General features: G+C 71.5%; 20 protein-coding genes. 5 read left to right on the forward strand and 15 right to left on the reverse strand.

Annotated elements, in window-relative coordinates; translation table 11 throughout:
- The first annotated feature begins 1 nt into the window (after position 1).
- From MFF13_RS15905 to MFF13_RS15915, 3 genes are all read left to right on the forward strand, one after another.
- Positions 2-391 carry a DUF1036 domain-containing protein gene (locus MFF13_RS15905; RefSeq protein ID WP_147728959.1) on the forward strand — a complete coding sequence of 130 codons (390 nt, stop codon included), beginning with the start codon at positions 2-4 and terminating at the stop codon, positions 389-391.
- Between the two features lie 137 nt (positions 392-528).
- Positions 529-1,965: a pyruvate kinase gene (gene pyk, locus MFF13_RS15910; RefSeq protein ID WP_147764211.1), complete on the forward strand. Its 1,437-nt coding sequence runs from the start codon at positions 529-531 to the stop codon at positions 1,963-1,965.
- 70 nt (positions 1,966-2,035) lie between these two features.
- Positions 2,036-2,227 (forward strand): DUF1737 domain-containing protein, encoded by a 192-nt coding sequence (locus MFF13_RS15915; protein ID WP_147829810.1) that lies wholly within the window; start codon positions 2,036-2,038, stop codon positions 2,225-2,227.
- A gap of 36 nt (positions 2,228-2,263) precedes the next feature.
- Here the strand turns inward: MFF13_RS15915 and MFF13_RS15920 are convergent, their stop codons facing one another.
- From MFF13_RS15920 to MFF13_RS15990, 15 genes are all read right to left on the reverse strand, one after another.
- The gene (locus tag MFF13_RS15920) at positions 2,264-3,280 is read right to left on the reverse strand and encodes an alpha/beta fold hydrolase (protein WP_147829812.1); all 1,017 of its coding nucleotides are present in this window, start codon (positions 3,278-3,280) and stop codon (positions 2,264-2,266) included.
- Positions 3,277-3,903 carry a tetratricopeptide repeat protein gene (locus MFF13_RS15925; RefSeq protein ID WP_147764214.1) on the reverse strand — a complete coding sequence of 209 codons (627 nt, stop codon included), beginning with the start codon at positions 3,901-3,903 and terminating at the stop codon, positions 3,277-3,279. Before MFF13_RS15925 ends, MFF13_RS15920 begins: the two co-directional genes overlap by 4 nt.
- A 111-nt stretch (positions 3,904-4,014) precedes the next feature.
- Positions 4,015-4,140, reverse strand: coding sequence for a type B 50S ribosomal protein L36 (gene ykgO / locus MFF13_RS15930; RefSeq protein ID WP_003601867.1), 126 nt, complete (start codon positions 4,138-4,140; stop codon positions 4,015-4,017).
- Positions 4,141-4,691: 551 nt separating this feature from the next.
- Entirely contained in the window at positions 4,692-5,822 is a 1,131-nt protein-coding gene (pufC, locus tag MFF13_RS15935; RefSeq protein WP_147751153.1) for a photosynthetic reaction center cytochrome PufC, read from the reverse strand.
- The gene (pufM, locus tag MFF13_RS15940; protein ID WP_147751152.1) at positions 5,819-6,799 is read right to left on the reverse strand and encodes a photosynthetic reaction center subunit M; all 981 of its coding nucleotides are present in this window, start codon (positions 6,797-6,799) and stop codon (positions 5,819-5,821) included. The genes pufC and pufM overlap by 4 nt, the downstream gene beginning before the upstream one ends.
- 96 nt (positions 6,800-6,895) lie before the next feature.
- Positions 6,896-7,720: a photosynthetic reaction center subunit L gene (gene pufL, locus MFF13_RS15945; RefSeq protein ID WP_147751151.1), complete on the reverse strand. Its 825-nt coding sequence runs from the start codon at positions 7,718-7,720 to the stop codon at positions 6,896-6,898.
- Positions 7,721-7,876: 156 nt separating this feature from the next.
- Positions 7,877-8,059, reverse strand: a complete 183-nt coding sequence (gene pufA / locus MFF13_RS15950) for a light-harvesting antenna LH1, alpha subunit (protein WP_147730006.1) — start codon at positions 8,057-8,059, stop codon at positions 7,877-7,879.
- Between the two features lie 11 nt (positions 8,060-8,070).
- Complete coding sequence (pufB, locus tag MFF13_RS15955; RefSeq protein ID WP_147730005.1) at positions 8,071-8,304, reverse strand: light-harvesting antenna LH1, beta subunit; 234 nt, start codon at positions 8,302-8,304, stop codon at positions 8,071-8,073.
- A 161-nt stretch (positions 8,305-8,465) separates the two neighbouring features.
- On the reverse strand, positions 8,466-8,681 hold the full coding sequence (locus MFF13_RS15960) for a hypothetical protein (protein ID WP_147751150.1): 216 nt from the start codon (positions 8,679-8,681) through the stop codon (positions 8,466-8,468).
- Positions 8,682-8,806: 125 nt separating this feature from the next.
- On the reverse strand, positions 8,807-10,273 hold the full coding sequence (gene bchZ, locus MFF13_RS15965) for a chlorophyllide a reductase subunit Z (RefSeq protein WP_147751149.1): 1,467 nt from the start codon (positions 10,271-10,273) through the stop codon (positions 8,807-8,809).
- Entirely contained in the window at positions 10,273-11,859 is a 1,587-nt protein-coding gene (gene bchY / locus MFF13_RS15970; RefSeq protein WP_238272520.1) for a chlorophyllide a reductase subunit Y, read from the reverse strand. Before bchY ends, bchZ begins: the two co-directional genes overlap by 1 nt.
- A 5-nt stretch (positions 11,860-11,864) precedes the next feature.
- A complete protein-coding gene (locus MFF13_RS15975; protein WP_147751147.1) occupies positions 11,865-12,851 on the reverse strand; it encodes a chlorophyllide a reductase iron protein subunit X in 987 nt (328 codons plus the stop codon).
- Positions 12,848-13,783 carry a chlorophyll synthesis pathway protein BchC gene (gene bchC, locus MFF13_RS15980; RefSeq protein ID WP_147751174.1) on the reverse strand — a complete coding sequence of 312 codons (936 nt, stop codon included), beginning with the start codon at positions 13,781-13,783 and terminating at the stop codon, positions 12,848-12,850. Before bchC ends, MFF13_RS15975 begins: the two co-directional genes overlap by 4 nt.
- 86 nt (positions 13,784-13,869) lie before the next feature.
- A complete protein-coding gene (locus tag MFF13_RS15985) occupies positions 13,870-15,006 on the reverse strand; it encodes a methyltransferase (protein ID WP_238272521.1) in 1,137 nt (378 codons plus the stop codon).
- A gap of 139 nt (positions 15,007-15,145) precedes the next feature.
- Positions 15,146-16,015, reverse strand: coding sequence for a polyprenyl synthetase family protein (locus tag MFF13_RS15990; RefSeq protein WP_147751145.1), 870 nt, complete (start codon positions 16,013-16,015; stop codon positions 15,146-15,148).
- 105 nt (positions 16,016-16,120) lie between these two features.
- On the opposite strand from MFF13_RS15990, the gene crtD reads away from it, so the two are divergent.
- Both crtD and MFF13_RS16000 read left to right on the forward strand, forming a co-directional pair.
- The gene (crtD, locus tag MFF13_RS15995) at positions 16,121-17,659 is read left to right on the forward strand and encodes a 1-hydroxycarotenoid 3,4-desaturase CrtD (protein ID WP_238272522.1); all 1,539 of its coding nucleotides are present in this window, start codon (positions 16,121-16,123) and stop codon (positions 17,657-17,659) included.
- Positions 17,656-18,513 carry a carotenoid 1,2-hydratase family protein gene (locus tag MFF13_RS16000; protein WP_147751173.1) on the forward strand — a complete coding sequence of 286 codons (858 nt, stop codon included), beginning with the start codon at positions 17,656-17,658 and terminating at the stop codon, positions 18,511-18,513. Before crtD ends, MFF13_RS16000 begins: the two co-directional genes overlap by 4 nt.
- Positions 18,514-18,523 lie beyond the last annotated feature (10 nt).

Raw genomic sequence — 18,523 nt, forward strand, 5'->3', positions numbered from 1 at the left:
GATGCTCGGTGCCTCGCCGGCCCGCGCGGACCTGCGCCTGTGCAACCTCACCCCGAGCAAGGTCGGCATCGCGCTCGGCTACCGCGACCCGCAGGGCTGGGTGACGGAGGGCTGGTGGGACCTGACGCCGAAGGCCTGCGAGACCCTGTTGAAGGGCGCCCTCGCCGCCCGGTTCTACTACGTCTTCGCCGTCGACTACACGCGCGGCGGCGAGTGGAGCGGCCGCTCGCTGATGTGCACCCGGGACAGCGAGTTCACGATCCGCGGCGTCGAGGATTGCCTCGCCCGCGGCTACGACCGCAACGGCTTCTTCGAGGTCGACACCGGCGAGCAGAAGAGCTGGACGATCCAGCTCTCCGATCCGAACCAGCCGGCCGCGCCGCAGCCGTGAGCCGTCCCTCCCCGCCTTGACGGGGCAGCACGACCGGTGCTTCTGGCCCCATGCCCGTCGTCACGACTTCATGATGCTCCGCCAAGGGGCACGCGCAAGGGGCACGCGACGGCAGCGATGTGCCCCCAGGAGGCCCGATGAAACGCTCACGCCGCACGAAGATCGTCGCCACCCTCGGGCCGGCCTCCGACACCCCGGAGATGATCGCGAAGCTCTTCCGGGCCGGCGTCGACGTGTTCCGCCTGAACATGAGCCACCTGCCGCGCGAAAAGTTGCCCGAGAAGGTCGAGGCGATCCGCGCGGTCGAGCGCGAGTTCAAGCGGCCGATCGGCATCCTCGTCGACCTCCAGGGGCCGAAGCTCCGCCTCGGCGCCTTCGCCGAGGGGTTCGCGATGATCGAGAACGGCGCGAGCTTCGTCCTCGACGGCGACCCAACGCCGGGCGACGTCCACCGCTGCTACCTGCCCCACCCCGAGATCCTGTCCGCCCTGGAGCCGGGCCACTCGGTCATCATCGACGACGGCAAGCTGCGCCTCACCGTCACCGAGGTGAGCGAGGCCCGCGCGGTCACCCGCGTCGAGGTCGGCGGCCGCATCTCGAACCGTAAGGGCGTCTCGCTGCCCCACACCGTCATCCCGCTGCCGGCGATGACCGACAAGGATCGCGGCGATCTCGAGGCCGGCCTCAACGTCGGCGCCGACTGGATCGCGGTGTCCTTCGTGCAGCGGCCCGAGGACGTGGCCGAGGTCAAGAAGGTCTGCGCCGGCCGCGCCCTGGTGATGGCCAAGATCGAGAAGCCGCAGGCGCTGACCCGCCTCGACGAGATCATGGAGATCTCCGACGGCGTGATGGTGGCCCGCGGCGACCTCGGCGTCGAGATGCCGCTTGAGCAGGTGCCCGGCGTGCAGAAGCGCATCACCCGCAGCGCACGGCGGCAGGGCAAGCCTGTGGTCGTCGCCACCCAGATGCTCGAATCGATGATCACGGCCCCCGTGCCCACCCGCGCCGAGGTCTCGGACGTGGCGACCGCGGTCTACGAGGGCGCGGATGCGGTGATGCTCTCGGCCGAGAGCGCGTCCGGCGCGTTCCCGCTCGAAGCCATCGCCATGATGAGCCGCATCGCCGAGGAGGTCGAGCGCGACGCGCTGTACTGGTCGATCATCCGCGCGCAGAACTCGACGCCGGACCACACCGCCGCCGACGCCATCGCGGCCGCCGCACACCAGATGGTGGACGCCCTCGACCTCGAGGCGATCATGGCCTGGACCCATTCGGGCTCGACGGCGCTCCGCCTCTCGCGCGAGCGCCCGAACGCCACGGTGATCGCGCTGACCCCCAAGCGCGAGACCGCGCGCCGCCTGGCCATCGCCTGGGGCACGCACCCGATCGTCACCAACGACGCCAGCGACGTGGACGACATGGCCTTCCGAGCCGCGAAGTTCGCCGTGCGCGAGCGCTTCGCCGAGGTCGGCGACCGCATCATCGTGGTCGCCGGCGTGCCGTTCGGGACGCCGGGCGCGACGAACCTCGTGCGCATCGCCTTCATCACCCGCGAGCACGCCGCGAAGGCGTGATCGACCGCTCCGTCCCGTTCTTCGGCGGGACGGAGCCCCCGCTCGGGCGGCAATCGTAACGAGGCTTCCGATGACGTCGCAGCCGCCCGACGGCCTCCCGGCCTATCGCCTGCTGACCGGCAAGGACGACGCGGCGTTCTGCCGTCGCGTCTCGGACGCCCTCGCCCTCGGCTACGTCCTGTACGGATCGCCGGCGGCGACCTTCAACGGCACCCACGTCGTCGTGGCCCAAGCCGTCGTCTGGCCTTCCGCGTCGCGCTGACGGTCGATGCGCCCGCCGGCTGGTCCGCGCGGCGCCTCAGGGTGCGACCGGGGCGGCCTCCGGCGCCGCGACCCGCTCGGCCAGCTTCGACACCGCGTCGGCCAGCGCCTGCGTCGCCACCCACGGCACCATGTGGCCGATTCCCGGCAGCACCACGAGGTCGGCGCCCGGGATCGCCCGGCTCAGCGGGTCGGCTTGCGTCGTGTTCCCGACGGCACCGTCGGCGTCGCCGGTGACGATCGTCGTCGGCACGCGCAGCGTTCCGTAGCGCGGCGCCTGCGCGGCGAGGGCGGCGGGAAGCGCGACCAGGTCCTGCACGCTGGCGAGCAGGGTGTCCGGGCGCAGGACCAGGGCGGCGCGACTGCGCTCGACGTAGCCCTCCGCCACCGGCTGCGGCTGGAAGACGTTGCGCGCCGCAGGCTCGAGGAAGCGCAGGCCGAGCGGCGGGCCGAGCGTCCGGCTCAGCAGCCACGCCACCGGCGGCTGCAGCGCGAGGCGCCAGTACCACGGCGGCGTCCGCGCCTCGCGGAACGGCAGCGCCACCGGCGCGACCAGCACCAGCCCGGAGACGCGCTCGGGATGGTCGAGGGCGAGGCTGAGCGCCAGGGCGCCGGCCCAGGAATGCCCGAGCACGATCGCCGGGCCGATCCCCATCCGCGACAGCGCCTCGGCGATGGCGGCGCCCTGGACCGCCGGGGCGGCGGCGTCCGCCCCCGAGAGCCGGTCGCTCCAGCCGAAGCCCGGCCGGTCGAAGGCGACGACGCGAAAACCCTGTGCGGCGAGCGTCCGCCCGACGCCCTCCATCGGGTCGGAGGCGTTGGCCGAAGCCCCGTGCAGCAGCACGATCGTGGCGCGGGCCCCGGTCTCGGGGTCGGCCTGGATCGTGGCGAGGCGGCCGCCGCGAACCGCGACGAACGGCCCTTCCGGCGGATGCTGCGCCGAGATGCGGGCGGTGATGATCAGGGTCGCCACCGCGCCCGCGCCGAGCACGGCGCCGACGAGGGCGGCCACGAGGCCGAACAGGCCCGCGAGCACGAGGAGCACGGCCTTCACAGGTCGCGACCGTCCACCTCGGGCGAAAGACGCTCCATCGCGTCCTTGAGCTTCGGCATGCGGGGATAGATCGCGAGCGCGCGGCGGTAGGCGTTCATCGCCCGCACCTTGTCGTCCATCGACAGGTAGATCCGTCCGAGCGCCGCCCAGGCCTCGAAGTGGCGCGGCTCCAGGATCAGGGCGCGCTGCAGGTCGGCGATCGCCGTGCTCTTGTCGGTGAGCAGCCAGAACACCGTCGCGCGGCGGTTCCAGCCCTCGGACCAGGCCGGCTCGATCGCGGTGACGCGATCCATCAGCTCGGCGGCCAGCGCGAAATCCTGCGTGGTCATCGCCTGGCGGGCGCGGTCGGTGAGGAGGTCGACGGTGGCGCTGCCGGACCGGTCGAGGCGCCGCTCGATCAGGGTCGCGACGCCCTTGGCCTCGACGTCGTCCCCGGCGTCGCGAAGACGCTCGTAGAGCTCGTTCAGGCCGGCGGCGGGCTGGCTGGTGGAGGGCTTGCGGTCCTGCGCCTTGAGCTCGGTGGGCGGCGGCTCGCGGTCCGGCGTGCGGGACGGCGCCGCGGCGGCCGCCGTCGCGACGGTGGCGAGCAGGGCGAACAGGAAAGGTCGTGCGATGGGCGCCATGGGGGAAGCTTGGTCCCCCCGCCCGCCGCCGTCAACGCGCGGGATGCCGCGCGGCGGGCGGCGCCTGCGCCGCCCGGTCCGGGCCTCCGTCGCGGACGGAGGCGGCGGGCCTCAGCCCTGGCGGGCCTTGAAGCGCTTCTGGGTCTTGTTGATCACGTAGACCCGGCCCTTGCGACGCACGAGCTGGTTGTCGCGGTGACGGCCACGGAGCGACTTGAGGGAGTTGCGAATCTTCATCGGTCTTGCACGCGGCGCGGGTCGGACCGGCCGTCCATCGAAAGGGTGTCGGGATCGCACGCCCTGGCGGGCGCACGGCGATGGCGGCGGACGCATCGCGGAAGGAGCGGCCCCATATCAGGATTCGCCCGTGCGAGGCAAGGCGTTCCGCGGCCGACCCAGGGCTCCCGATGAAGTTGAACGCAGAACTTATGGCACGGGTGGTGATCCCATCCCGTCATTCCGGGGCCGCGCAGCGGAACCCGGAATCCAGGACCGCCGTCGGTGCCGGGCATGGCGCTGCCGGCGGCTCCGGATCCCGGGCTCGCCTGCGGCGCCCCGGGATGACGATGTGGGTTTCGCGACCCGGGAGCGCCCGGTTCGAAATCCGATCCTGAGCGGTCGAGCCCCGCGTTCTCGCTCGCTTCGACGCCGCCAACAAACTGCAGGATGGACCCAAGTAGGCCCGGAGAAGGCATCACGCGTTCCGAACGAAAACGGCCGCCGGACCCGTGTCCGGCGGCCGTCCTGGGATCGCGAGGTTCGACCGGGGCTCCCCCCGGCCGCGAGTGTCAGGGCTTCGGCGCGGGCGCCGGCATCGCCGGGTCCGGTGCCGCGGCGGGCGCCGTCGCGGGCTGGACGGGCACGCCGGCGGGCATGTCCGCGGAGGCGACCGGCCCGGCGAGCTCCGGGTAGGCCTCGACCACGTGGGCGCCGTTGAGCGGCTTGTTGGCGCCGTTGTGGCAGGTGGCGCAGTTCATCTTCGGGACGTCGCCCATCGGGCCGTGACGGTTCGGCGGCAGGGTCGAGGACAGCGGCAGCATGTAGTCCTCGTTGAGGTCGCGGACCATGCGGATGCCGTGCCAGGCGGCGACCCGGTTCGGCGTGCTCGTGCTCCAATCCGCCACCGAGCGGGTGTTGTGGCAGTAGGTGCAGTTCACGCCGAGCGACTGCGCCATGCTGATCATGATCGCGAAGGTCTTCTCCGCGTCCTGGATCGGCTTGCCCTTGGTCTCGGGCAGCGCCGAGGTCGCGTTGACCCGGATCGCGTCCTCGGGCGTGTTCTTGTGGGCGTAGAAGGCGGCGTAGACGCCGTAGGGCAGCGAGGTCAGGCCGACCTGGGGGCTGGCGACGTTCTGCCCGTTGTTGCGCGGGATGACGCCGTGGCCGGCGTTGGGGCCGGGGTTCTCGAACCAGATGTTCTTCGGCACCGGCTGGCCGCGGTGGCAGGTGTAGCAGGTGACGCCGGCCTCGTGGACGTGGTTCTCCTTCCAGGTCGAGTTGATGTGCTGGACCATCTGCAGCATCCGCCGGGCGACGCGCTTCTGGTACAGGCTGTCGTCGGCCATGTTCTCGGTGTTGTGGCAGTAGGTGCAGCCCTGCTCGGGGGCGACCCACTCGGTCATCGAGGCCATCAGGCGGTTGAAGTTGTCGGCGGAGAGGTCGCCGAGAACCTTGACGTTCTCGTAGACCGCCGAGGCCTTCTCGCCCCCGGGCTCGGCCGGGTCGGCCGGCGCGGGCGCCTGGTTGGCCTCGATCTTGGCGGCCTTGTTCGCCTTGGTCTCGATGACGTCCATCGCAGTGCCGCGGAACCCGGTCTGCTGTTGCGCCATCGGCGGGCGGGTCCAGCCGGCGGTACCGAGCATGGCGATCGTGAGGAACAGCGCGGCGACCGCGCCGGCGACGGCGAGCAGGGTTCTCATGGGTGCACCGAGGGGGCGACGCTGGAGGGATCGACGATCGGGCCGTAGACCTGGGGGTAGGACGGGGCGACCCCGTGCTTGACCGCCCAGAGGTACCAGTTGTCGACGACGGTGCCGGTGAGGAGGATGCCGATGCCGCCCGTCAGCGTCGTCAGCACGGCGAACCACCAGGCCCAGCGGTGGACCGATTCCATCGTGGCGTTGAAGCCCATGGTCCAGCGCCAGAACAGGGCGGCGCGCTCGGTGGCGGTGCCGCGGTCGACGATCTGGTCGATCTCGCGCTCGCCGCCGTAGCGGCTCACCGCCAGGATCGTGCCGCCGTGCATCGCGAACAACAGCGTCGACCCATACAAGAAGACGATCGAAAGCATGTGGAAGGGGTTGTAGAACAGGTTGCCGTAGCGCAGCGAAAACGCCGCCGTCCAATCGAGGTGCGGGAAGATGCCGAAGGGCACCGCCTCGCTCCACGAGCCCATCATGATCGGGCGGATGAAGCCGAGCACGAGATAGAGCCAGATCGCCGAGGCGAAGGCCCAGGGCACGTGCTTGCCGAGGCCGAGCGCCGCGGCGCGGCGGTAGAGCCTAACCCACCACAGCAGGATCGAGGCGGTGAGGAAGAAGCCGGCGATCAGCCACCAGCCGCCTTCGTTGAGCGGCGGAAGGATGCGCAGGCCGTATTGCGGCCGTGGCGGCTCCAGCGCCAGCCAGGGCAGCTGGCGCACGAACTGGATCGGGTCCCAGTTCACCGAAGCCCACATGTTGAGGCCGATGATCTCGAAGGCGATCAGCCCGCAGGCGAAGGACAGCGCGCCGAGGTAGCCGATGTAGATCGGGCCGACCTGCGCGTTTCCGATCAGCCCCATGAGGTAGCTGTGGAACGGCGTGCCCCAGCGGGCGTCGACCGCGACCGGCACGCCGTGCTCCGGTTCGATCGGCCGGACCTGCACCTGCGTGATGATGTTCTGGTAGTACGCCATTGCCTCGGCCCTTTCCGGGAGCGTTCTTCAAGCGACGTGTCGGCCGTCACCGTCCCCGTGCCGGCCGCGCGGGGCGCGGCCGGGTCTCTCATGCGCTCAGCGCCACACCGGCAGGTTCAGCCACCAGCCCCACCATTCCGGCCAGCCCTGGGTCCAGAACGGGCCGCTGATCACGATGCAGACGGCGCTCCAGAAGCCGGCCGACAGCGCCAGGAACAAGCCCAGGCGGTGGATGCCCAGCGTGCCGATCGAGTAGCCGATCGTGTCGCGGAAGAAGGTGTCCTCGTGCTCGGGGCTCTTCACGGTCTCGCCCTTGGCGGGGTTCGTGGCCGAGAGGATCAGGCCGCCGTGCATGGCGAGCGCCAGCGTCGTGGTGAAGAAGAAGGTCACCGCGAGCATGTGCGCCGGATTGTAGTGGAAGTGCAGGTACTGGTACCCGGTGTTCGAAACCCAATCGAGGTGGCTGAGAATCCCGTAGGGGAAGCCGTAACCCCAGGCGCCCATCAGGAACGGGCGGACCACCACCAGCACGACGTAGGCGAAGATCGCCATCGAGAAGGCGAAGGGCACGTGGTAGCCCATGCCGAGCTTGCGGCAGATCTCGACCTCGCGCAGCGCCCAGGACGAGAACGACCCGATCGCGCAGAAGGTGATGATCTGCCAGAGGCCGCCCTCCTTGAGCGGCGCCAGCGCGAGCCCGTACTTGATGTCGGGCGGCGCGATGTTGATCTGCCAGATGTTCCAGGTCGGTCCCAGCGCGGCGCCGTAGACGACCAGCGCCGTGCCCAGCAGGGTGAAGAACAGGCCCGTGACGCCGAAGAAGCCGACGTAGAACGGCCCGACCCAGAAATCGAACAGGTCGCCGCCGACGAGGGTGCCGCCGCGGACGCGGTACTTCTTCTCGAAACTCAGCATCGCCATGGCGAAATGCCTCCGGATGGGTCTGCGGCCGTCGGGCGGCGGTCGGCGTCGGGCGCAGCGGGCGGGAGGATCGATCCTCCGGCCCGCCGCGGTCGTTGCGAGGCGTCCCGCGGGACGGCCTTCCGGGCACGCCCGGCCGGCCGCCGCGGGGCCGGGTCACGCCGGGGTCGGCGCGACGATCTGGAGGGAGGCCGCCTTGGAGTCCTTGGCGCCCTCCAGCCAGTTGAACCGGCTGGTGCTGAGCAGGATGAAGTGGATCAGCAACGCGAGCACGAAGAGGAAGGTGAACAGAGCCACCAGCGTGCGGCGGGGATCGAACAGGAGCCAGACCTTGTGCATGGTGTCCTCCCTTACGAGATCATCGAGACGAGGCCGTGGACCGCTTGGGCTCCGCCCTCGAGCATGGCGTAGCCCTTCGGCCCGGGCAGCCAGGGGCGCCACATCCAGACCAGGATGTGCGCGACCACGGCGATCGCGGTGAAGATGATGAAGCTCGTCAGGAAGATCGCGTGGAACTCCTTGGCTTCAGGTTCCGTCAGCCCCGAGAGGCTGCTCGGACGTTCGAGCGTTCCGGGATTGGCCATGGTTGAAGTACCTCCGTTTGGCTGACCGCGCGGCAGCGTCGCGCGGGGGGGAGCGCCGTGGCGGCGTTGAGGTGCCACGACCGGACTTCCACCCGTTGCCCGGACGGAAGCGTCTCGAAGGGCCGGGCTGCGCGGTGCGCGTCCGGCTCGGCCCGAAAGCGTCAGCCCATGAAGGCGTAGGGGATGGCCGAGACCGCCATGGCCCTGGCCTCGCCGAAGACCGAGCGGCGCTGAGCCGGGCGCCCGGCCTCGCGCGCCGGCATCACGCGCTGGGCGACCGCGGCGGCGAGGAAGAACGGGTAGGTCGCACCGAGGATGATCTTGAACTGGACCTCCTCCTGATGGAGCCGGGACGTCGCATCGATCGATCGGGCCATGGATGTCCTCCTGGACGCTTGGGCCGGCGCGGTGCGCGGGCTCGGCGGGGTGCGGGCGGATTCGTCCGGCCGGGGCCGGGGCGAAGGGGTGAGGGCGGAAAGGCCGGGCAGGCTCGCGGCGGCGCTCATGCGGCCACCCCGAGCTTGAGGGCGCCGTGGGCGGTCTCGACGTGCGCGGACCCGACGCGGGCGGCGCCGTCGCGGCGTGCGTCGCGCTCGGCGGCGTCGCGCAGGCGCTTGGCCATCGAGATCCGGACCAGGACCGGCTGGCTCTCGACATGCGCGTCGAGGGCTGCGCGCGCCGCCTCGTCCCACGGCAGCTCGCGGTGCATCCGCGCCGGCGTCGCCTCGACCGCATCCATGTCGCGGGCGAGCGGCAGGATGTGGAAGAGCATGTCGAACAGCGCGTTGCAGACTTCCTGCACGAGGTAGGTCGCGCCCGAGTAGCCCATGAACGGGGTGCCGGTGTGCCGCCTGATGATCGCGCCGGGGAACGAGGCCGGCACGAAGACCGCGCGGCAGCCACTTTCGGCCGCGTACATCCGCTCGTTGAACGAGCCGAACAGTACCAGCGGCGGGGTCTTCGCGATGGCCTCGCGGACCGCTTCGTTGTCGGGCTTGGCGCCGGGCTTCCGCGCGAAGGCGAAGGTGCAGGGCAGCCCCATCTCGTCTTCGAGGAAGTGGCGCACGCCGCGCGAATAGGTTTCGGTCGCGACGATGCCGAAGCTCGCGGTGCCGAAGAAGTCCTGCGTCACCGAGCGCCAAAGGTCCCAGACCGGCTTGATCGTGGTGTGCTTCTCGCGCTCGATGAACGGCTCGGGGTCGAGGCCGAGGATCTCGCCGAGCGAGCGCAGGAACTTGGTGGTCGAGAGCACGCCGATCGGGGCCTGTAGGTAGGGCCGCTCCAGGTCCTCGCAGAGCAGGCGCCCGAACTCGCGGTAGAGGCAGACGTTGGCGTCGGCGTTGACGAGCTTGGGCACGTCGGCGAGATGCGAGCCGAGGGGGAAGACCAGGTTGATCTCGGCGCCGATGCCCTCGACCACCCGGCGGATCTCGGCGAGATCCGAGGGCATGTTGAAGGTGCCGTAGGCCGGCCCGATCAGGTTGACCCGCGGGCGCTCGCCGTCCTTGCGGGCGGGGCGCGCCGGAATGCCCTTCTTCGCGAAGCGCTTGGCGCCGTATTCTTGCCAGAGCCAGCGCATCGCCCGGTCTGCGGTCTGCCACTGGTCCTCGTCGATGGTGCGCGGCAGGAAGCGCTGGATGTTGGTGCCCTCCGGCGTCACCCCGCCGCCGATCATCTCGGAGATCGAGCCGGTGACGACGACGCTGGGCTGGCCCGGATCGAGCACCGCGTGCGCCCGCTTCATCGCGCCCTCGGTGCCGTGGCGGCCGAGTTCCTCCTCGCCCAAGCCCGTGACGACGATCGGCAGCTCGTGCGGGGGCAGCGCGTCGGTGTAGTGCAGGACGGAAGTGACCGGCAGGTTCTCGCAGCCGACGGGGCCGTCGATGATGACCTGCAGGCCCTTGATCGCCGTGAAGACGTAGACGGCACCCCAGTATCCGCCGGCGCGGTCGTGATCGAGGACGAGCATCAGGCCATCTCCCCAATCGGGTCGTGGTCGTGCTTTTTCGGCGCGGGCGCCCGCGATACGCTCTTGCGGAGCTGCGGCACGTCCTCCCAGACGCCGGCGGCGTGGCCGGTGCCGACGCCCTCGAAGAAGTCCCGCATCGCGTCGAAGCGGCCCTTGTTGCCCAGCGCGGCGTTGATCACCGTGGCGAGCGAGCCGGCGCCGGCGACGCCCATCAGCGGCCGGGCCGAGATCAGGTTGGTGAAGTACAGGGACGGCGTCCCGGCCTCCTTGGCCTTCTGAACCACCGGGGTCGTGCCGATGGCGAGGTCCGGCCGGTATTCGTGCATCGCGGCGAGGTCGTCCTCTAGCGAGGCGCGGAACCTGACCTGGATGCCACGGGCCTCGAGCCAGTCGCGGTCGGCCTCGGCCCAGGGGGTTCTCGGGCAGGCGGTGCCGACGTAGCGGAGATCCGCGCCGCTCTCGACCAGCAGACGCCCGACGAGAAGCTCCGAGCCCTCGTAGCCGGAGAGCGTGATCCGGCCCTTGATCGGGGCCGCCGCGAGCACGGTGCGGATCGGCGGCAGCAGGCGATTCTTGGCGGCCTCGACCAGGCTCCGCGGCACGGCGCAGGCCTCGCCGATCCGATCGAGCCAGTCACTGGTGCCGTCGACGCCCACCGGCGCCGAGCCGACGATCGGCCGGCCGGCGGCCTCGAACTCGCGGATGCTCGCGGTGTAGAACGGGTGGATCGCCGCCACCGCCGCGCCGTCGAGCGCCGCATAGAGCTCGCGCCACTCGCGTGTCGGGACCACGGGGCCGGCGGCGAGCCCCAGCGGCTCCAGCATCGCGCCGATCACCACCGGGTCGGCCGGGAACATCTCGCCCAAAAGCGTCACCGTCGGGCGCTCGGAGCGGCCGGCGCGCGGCGCCTGGACCGGTCCCTGCTCGGCCTCGGTGCGGGCGAATTTCAGCATCGCGCCGGCGAGCACGTCCTTGGCCTCGGCGTGCGTCGGAACCCCGAAGCCCGGCACGTCGATGCCGATGATGCGGACGCCGTCGATCTCCTTCGGTAGCAGGCGCAGCGGCACGCCGGAGGCGGTGGGCACGCAGAGGTTGATCACCACGACGGCGTCGTAGTCGGCGGGCTTGGCCGTGAGGAACACCGCCTCGCGGATGTCCTCGAACAGCTTGCCGGTGACCAGCGTCTCGGAGTTAAACGGCACGTAGCCGACCGAGCGCTTGGCGCCGTAGAAATGCGAGGTGAAGGTCAGCCCGTAGACGCAGCAGGCCGAGCCGGAGAGGATCGTCGCGGTGCGCCGCATGCGCAGGCCGACCCGGAGCGAGCCGAAGGCCGGGCACATGCTCTGGGGCTGGTCGTGGGGCCCGACCGGATAATCTGTCTTGAGCTGCTCCAGCGTTTCCGACATGCCGGCGGCCTCGGCGGCCGCCCGCATCACGTCCTTGCCGGAATGGCAGCCGAGCCCGTCGCCCTTGGTCGCAGCGACATCGATCGGAGCGGCGGGGACCGGCGCCTGGAGGGCTTCCAGGGCGGAGGCCGGGACCTCCCGGCGGGCGCGAAGCGCTGCGATGTCAAGGGTGACGGCCATGCGGCTCAGACCTCGTCGTAGACGACTTCGAGGGACGGCTTGGTCACGTGGGCGACGCCGCACATGTCCTCGAAGGTCGCCGGCACCAGCACCACGTCGCGGCCGGTGTGCTCGCTCGAGAACAGGCCGAGGAGGCCGTCCTGCGAGAGCGGCGTCGGGTGGTTGGGCTTGGCGTCGGCGACGTTCTGGGCCAGATCCGAGAACAGCGAGCCCCAGCGCCCGTCGGGCCGGCCGATGATCTCGTAGTTCGCGCTCTTCTTGCGGATGTCGTCGTCGGCCGGGATCGAGGCCAGCACCGGGATGCCGACCGCGTCGGCGAAGGCCTGGGCCTCGCCGGTACCGTCGTCCTTGTTGATGACGAGGCCGCCGACGCCGACGTTGCCGCCGAGCTTGCGGAAGTATTCGACCGCCGAGCAGACGTTGTTGGCGACGTAGAGCGACTGCAGGTCGTTCGAGCCGACGACGATGACCTTCTGGCACATGTCGCGGGCGATCGGGAGGCCGAAGCCGCCGCAGACCACGTCGCCGAGGAAGTCGAGCAGGACGAAGTCGAATCCCCATTCGTGGAAGCCGAGCTTCTCTAGGAGCTCAAAACCGTGGATGATGCCGCGGCCGCCGCAGCCGCGTCCGACCTCGGGGCCGCCGAGCTCCATCGCGTAGACGCCGTCGCGCTTGAAGCAGACGTCGCCGATGGCGACCGCCTCGCCGGCGAGCTTCTTCTTGGTCGAGGTCTCGATGATGGTCGGGCAGGCCCGGCCGCCGAACAGCAGCGAGGTGGTGTCGCTCTTCGGGTCGCAGCCGATGAGCAGGACCTTCTTGCCCTGCTGGGCCATCATGTAGCTGAGGTTGGCCAGGGTGAACGACTTGCCGATGCCGCCCTTGCCGTAGATCGCGATGATCTGCGTCTCCTTCTTCGCCGGCGCGGTCACCACCGGATCCGGCTCGATCGCCGCCTCCGCGCGCAACGCGGCGTTGGTCAGGTGCATGTTCATGCGTTCCTCCAGTCGAGGACCATCTTCAGGCACTCGGGATCGCCGAAGGCCGTGCGATAGGCCTGCTCCGCCTCCGACGCGGGGCGCCGATGGGTGATCAGGCCGTCGAGCGAGAGGGCGCCGCGGGCGATGAGCGCGCCCACCGCTGCGAGGTCGTGCGGCCGGAACTCGGCGGCGACCCGGATCCGGGCCTCGCGCAGGAAGGCCGGCGGGAACGCGAAGGAGAGCGGTGCCTCGTAGAAGCCGGCAAGCACGATCTCGCCGCCGGGGCTAAGCCGCCCGATCAGCGTGTCGAGCAGGCTCGCATCGCCGCTGACGTCGGTGATCGTGGCGTAGTCGCGGCGCTCGTCCTGGTCGGGGTGGACGACCGGGTAGCCGAACGCGCCCCGCGACCGCACTGGATTGGTCTCCCACACGGTCGGCACCGCGCCGGACAGGGCGACGAGCCGGGCGAGCAGACGCCCGAGCACCCCGTGGCCGACGATCAGGGTGCGCTCGCCCGGGGCGCTCGCGGCCATTGCGTGGTAGGCGGTGGCGGCCAGCGCCAGCAGGATCGCCTTCTCTCCGAGGCTCGCCTCGACCGGCACCAGCTTCTCGGCCGGGACGATCAGGTGGGAGGCGGCGCCGCCGAACAGGCCGCGCACCGTGCCGAAGCAGCGCGCGCCCGGCACGAAGACCGCCTGCCCGACGCTGAGGCCGGAGCCTTCGGGTGCCATCTCGACGATCCCGACCGACTCGTAACCGGGCACCAGCGGGTAGCCCATGCCGGGGAAGCTCGGCATCCGTCCGGTCCAGAGCAGGCGCTCGGTGCCGGTGGAGATCCCGCTCCAGGTGACCGCGACCACCGCGTCGCCCTCTGCGGCCGGGGTCAGCGGAAGGCGATCGAGCGCCAACACCTCCGGTCTTTCGAGAACGACGGCGAGCGCGTCCATGTGCGGTGCCTCTTCCATCCCTGTCCGACTCTCCCGGTCGGCCGATCAGTCATCCTAGAATGACAACACAAAGCGTCAAGTCAAATTTACACTTTTGCCGATTTGCGGGCCACGATCAGGCGTGTCAGCAGGGGACGGCGAGTCTTCACACTTCGGATTTCGGCGAAGCCCGCGGCGCGAAGCATCGCCGACAACTCCTCGGCGGTGCGGGCGCGGCCGCTGCCCATCGCCAGCAGGTAGAAGCCGAAATACGCGTCGCTGATGGGCTCGGCCCCCGGTGTCCCAGCCAGCGGCTCGGCCACCAAAAGCGTGCCGCCGGACGGCAGCGCGTCGTGGGCCGCGCGCAGCAGCACCGCGACGCGGGCGTCGTCGTGGTCGTGGACGATCCGCACCAGCGAGATCGCGTCGGCGCCCCGCGGCAGGGGATCGGAGAAGAAGCTGCCGCCGCGGCAGGCGACCGTGAGGCCGGCGGCCCCGAGCCGCGCCTCTGCCCGCGCGGCGACGGCCGGCAGATCGAACAGCATCAGGCGCAAGCCGGGGTGGCGGGCGGCGGCGGCCGTGACGAAGGCGCCCTCCCCGCCGCCGACATCCATCAGGCAGGCGTGCGAGGCGAGCGAATAGGCGTCCAACACGTCCTCGGCGATGAGCGCCTGCGAGGCCGCCATCAGACGGCTGTAGCCGGCCACCGCGTCAGCCTCCGCGGCGTCGGGCTCGGCGGCCATCGCGTAAGGCCAGTAGCCGGAAAGACGCGTCGGCCCCGTCTCGCCGCGCAGCAGCGCCACCGGGTCGGCGAGGTCGGCGTAGAGCATGGCATGATGCTCGATCATCGCCGCCACCGAGGGGTTGCCGATCAGCGCCGCCCCGAGGTCGGCCAGCGCCCAGCGCCCTTCGGGCAGGCGGGCGATCAGGTCGAGGGAGGCGGCGGCCTTCAACAGACGCTCCGCCCGCTCCGGCGCGAGGCGGAAACGCTCGGCCAGGACCGCGGTCGGGAGCGGGCCGGGTCGCAGCGTGTGGAACAGGTCGAGGCGGACGCAGGCGAACAGCACCTGCGAGTAGGTGAACCCGGCGCACAGGTCGAACAGCGCCCGCGTGTTCCGCTGCGCGATGCGCCGCGTCAGGGGAAACCCGGCGGCCCAGCGCTGGAACGCCGGGCTCGCCACCCGGGCGATGCGGAACGCGCGAAAGCGCTCGCGAAGGGTGGGGCGCGGGCCGCGTGCGTGCACTCTCCCAGGGGGAGAGGGCTGGAGTGAGGAGCGTGCGTTGTCCGGAAAGGTGACGCCCCTCACACTGTCCCTCTCCCCTTGGACGAGGGGACCCGCGACCGGACCGGCATCCACCTCCGACAGCATGGAAAACCCCGCCTCAGGCGAATTCGTGGGCGAGGCTCGCGGGCAGGAATAGCCGGGTCTGTGCGGCGATCTCGGCACGGAGCGCGTCGGCGCCGGGGCAAGTCGGGATCACCTCGATCGCCTCGGCCGAGAGGCGCTTCAGGCGATCGAGCGCGCCGCCGCGGCCGAGGAGCAGGGCGGCGTTCGGGCGCCCGAGGGTGGCGTCGCGACCGGCCGGCTTGCCGATCTCCTCCTGGCGGCAGGCGACGTCGCGCAGGTCGTCGGCGACCTGATAGGCCTCGCCGAGGCATTCCCCGAGAAGCCGCCAGGGCAGCGGCGTGGCGCCCGCGGCGGCCGCGCCCGCCACGGTGGCGGCGGCGAACAAGGCGCCGGTCTTGGCCTGCTGGTAGTTCGACAGCGCGACCTCGGCCTCCGACTCCCAGGCCTGCCCCGCGACGATGCCGGCCGGCGAGCCGACGGCGCGGGCGACGAGCCCGACCAGCGCGGCCAGCCGCTGCGGGCGCTTGGCTGCACCGCGGGCCAGCGTCTCGAACGCCAGCACGATCAGCGCGTCGCCGGTGAGCACCGCCAGCGGCTCGCCGAAGGCGACGTGGACGGCGGGCTTCTTCCGACGCGTCTCGGCGTCGTCGAAGCAGGGCAGGTCGTCGTGGACGAGGGACGCGCAGTGCAGCAGCTCGATCGCGGCGGCTGCGGCTTCGGCCCCCTGCGGGTCGTCGTCGCCGCAGGCGGCGGCCACCGCGAGGCAGAGCCGCGGTCGGATGCGGTGGCCCCCTGGGAACACCGCATAGCGGATCGCCTCCGCGAGCCGCGGTGGTGCGCCCGGCGCTTCCGCGTAGGCGACGGCGATGTCCAGGGTCCGTTCGATGCGCTGGCCTGCGTCCACCGTGACCTCCCGTGTCAATTTGCGTTGACTTTCTCAAGTGTCATCCATGATTGACACTTGCGGCTCCGGAGATCAATGCCGGATTGTCAGCGCCGCGGAGGAACGATGGCGATCGAGCGGGTCGTGGTGATCGGGGGCGGCATCGGCGGGCTCGTCGCCGCTTTGCGGCTCGCCTGCGCCGGATGCGACGTGACGCTGCTCGAGGCGGCCGACGCGCCCGGCGGCAAGATGCGCAGCGTCGCCGTCGGCGGGACCCGGATCGAGGCCGGGCCCACCGTCTTCACCATGCGCTGGATCCTCGACGAGATCTTCGCGGAAGCCGGCGCGGAGCTCCGCAGCCGCGTCGCGCTCGCGCCCGCGCGCACCCTCGCCCGCCACGCCTGGAGCGCGACCGAGCGCCTCGACCTGTTCGCCGACATCGACGCCGCCGCCGACGCCATCGCCGACTTCGCCGGGCCGCGCGAGGCCGACGGCTATCGCCGTTTCTGCGCGCGCAGCGAGCAGGTCTTCCGCACCCTCGACGCGCCGTTCATCCGCGGCGCCCGGCCGGGTCCGGTGGACCTCGCCCGCCGCGCCGGCCTGTCGGGCCTGGGCGACCTCTGGCGGATCCAGCCCTTCGCCACCTTGTGGGGCGCGCTCGGCGACTATTTTCGCGACCCGCGGCTGCGGCAGCTGTTTGCCCGCTACGCGACCTATTGCGGCTCCTCGCCGTATCAGGCGCCGGCCACGCTGATGCTCGTCGCCCATGTCGAGCAGGCGGGCGTTTGGTCGATCGCGGGAGGCTTGAGCCGGCTCGCCGCCGCGATCGCCGAGCTCGCGTCCGAGCGCGGCGCGACCCTCCGCACCGGCGCCCGGGTCGAGCGCATCCTGGTCTCGGGGGGCGCCGTCTCGGGCGTCATGCTCGTCGGCGGCGAACGGATCGCCGCCGACGCCGTGGTGATGAACGGCGACGTCTCGGCTCTGGCCGCGGGGCTGCTCGGGCCGGAGGCGGTCGGCGCCGCCGACCCGGTGCCCCCGGCCGAGCGCTCGCTCTCGGCAGTGACCTTCTGCCTGAACGCCCGCACCGCGGGCTTCCCGCTGGCGCACCACACCGTATTCTTCTCGAACGACTACCGGGGGGAGTTCGACGCGATCCGCCGCGGGCGGCTGCCGGCGGACCCGACCACCTACGTCTGCGCGCAGGACAGGGTCGGCGACGCGGCGCCGGACGGGCCGGAGCGCCTGCTCTGCCTCGTCAACGCGCCGGCCGTGGGCGAGCGGCCCTTCACGAAACCGGAGATCGACGCATGCGAGACGACGATGCGGGCACGGCTGGCGGCGTGCGGCCTGACGATCGCGGCGGCCGAGACGGCGACCACTACGCCGGCCGGCTTCGCGACGCTGTTCCCGGCGACGGGGGGCGCGCTCTACGGCCGGGCCTCGCACGGCTGGAGCGCGACGTTCAAGCGGATGGGCGCACGGACGCGGCTCCCGGGCCTGTACTTGGCGGGGGGCAGCGTGCACCCGGGGCCGGGGGTGCCGATGGCGGCGCAGTCGGGGCGGATCGCGGCGGACACGCTGCTGGCGGACAGGCGGGCGGCGCGCCCCGTTTCGACACGCCGGTCGCCCGCGACGGCTACGTCTGGTGGTACGTCGACGCCCTGAGCGCGGACGGCAGCCAGGGGCTGACCATCATCGCCTTCATCGGCAGCGTGTTCTCGCCGTACTACGCCTGGGACGCCACGCGGAACCCGTTCGAGCACTGCGCCGTCAACGTCGTCCTCTACGGCGCGCGCGAGAACCGCTTCTGCATGACCGAGCGCGGCAGCAAGTCCCTGTCGCGCGACGCGAACAGCATCCGCATCGGGCCGAGCGGCATGGCCTGGGACGGCACGGCGCTGACCATCACCCTCGACGAGACCACGGCGCCGATCCCCTCCCGGGTGCGCGGCACGGTCAAGCTCTATCCCGCCGGGATCACGCCTGGCCCCTTCACCCTCGACGCGCACGGCGCGCATCGCTGGTGGCCGATGGCGCCGTCCTCGCCCGTCGAGGTCGCCCTCGATGCGCCCGCGATGCGCTGGTCCGGCACCGCCTACTTCGACACCAACCACGGCGACACGCCGCTGGCCGACGCCTTCACGAGCTGGACCTGGTGCCGGGCCGACCTCAGCGACGGCGCGGCAATCCTCTACGACGTCCGCCGCCGCGATGGCTCGGGCCAGAACCTCTCGCTCCGCTTCGACCGCGACGGCACCCGCCGCGACATCCGCCCGCCACTCGCCGCCGCCCTGCCCGCGACGCGGTTCTGGCGCGTGCCGCGGGAGACCCGCAGCGACGACGGGCGGGCCGAGGTGGTGCGGACCTTCGAAGACACGCCGTTCTATTCCCGTTCGCTGCTCTCGGCGCGCCTTGCTGGCGAGGCGGTGCGCCCTGTCCACGAGAGCCTGTCGCTCGACCGATTCCGCAACCCGCTGGTGCGGCTGATGCTGCCGTTCCGGATGCCACGCCGGGCGTGACGGCTTGGTG

Origin of the sequence: Methylobacterium cerastii, assembly GCF_022179125.1 — a bacterium.
Taxonomy (GTDB): domain Bacteria; phylum Pseudomonadota; class Alphaproteobacteria; order Rhizobiales; family Beijerinckiaceae; genus Methylobacterium; species Methylobacterium cerastii.